The 877-nt window shown below is 82.3% G+C and carries 1 protein-coding gene; it reads right to left on the reverse strand.

The features are described from left to right. Positions 1 to 107: 107 nt before the first annotated feature. Positions 108 to 877, reverse strand: a 770-nt coding sequence (rfaE2, locus tag RKE29_RS30175) for a D-glycero-beta-D-manno-heptose 1-phosphate adenylyltransferase (RefSeq protein ID WP_312008886.1), incomplete at its 5' end; no start/stop codon positions are given.

The raw sequence follows: 877 nt of genomic DNA on the forward strand, positions 1-877 counted from the left end.
CGGCGCCGCCGTGGTGCCCAGGGCGGGGTCCGGCGCCGCCGTGGTGTGCGGCGAGGGGCCCGGCGCCGTGCCCGGCGGGGCGGACGGCACCGGGCGGGGCCGGGCGCTCACCGGCGGGCGGGGGGCTGGGCGGCCCGGCGGGCGATCTCCGTGGTGGACCGGCCGCTGAGGTAGGGCAGGACGAGCGCCTGGCCGCCCCACTCGCGCAGGGCGGCGGTCTCCGGCAGGGCGCCCGCGCTGTAGTCGCCGCCCTTGACCCACACGTCCGGCCGCAGTTCGCGCAGCAGCCGCTCGGGGGTGTCCTCGCCGAAGACCGCGACCGCGTCGACGCAGCCGAGCCCGGCCAGCACCCGCACCCGGTCGGCGAGGGGGGTGATCGGCCGGCCCGGGCCCTTCAGCCGGCGCACCGAGTCGTCGGAGTTGACGCACACGATGAGGCAGTCGCCGGCCCGGCGGGCGTTCTGCAGCAGGCCGACGTGCCCGGCGTGCAGCAGGTCGAAGCAGCCGCCGGTGGCGACGACGGTGCCGCCCCGGGCGCGTACGGCCGCGGCCAGGGCGTGCGCGTCCGGGGCGGCGGGCCCGGCGTCCCCGTCCCCGTCCCCGGCGCCGGCCCGGTCCCGGGGCGGGCGGCCGTCCCACAGGCCGAGGCCGCTCGCCCCGTCGGCGGCGACGAAGTCGGCGGCCTCGGCCACCGCCCGGCCGACCGCCTCCTCGGGCAGCGCGCCGTCGGCCAGCGCGGCGGCGGCGACGGCGGCGAAGCAGTCGCCCGCGCCGCACGGGTCGCCGGCCGCGCGGTGCGGGGCGGGCAGGTACATCGGGTCGTCACCGCCCGCGCGGGTCAGCAGCGCCCCGCGCGGGCCGAGGGTGACCGCGACCG

The sequence above is a fragment of the Streptomyces sp. B1866 genome, assembly GCF_031932565.1.
Classification (GTDB): Bacteria; Actinomycetota; Actinomycetes; order Streptomycetales; family Streptomycetaceae; genus Streptomyces.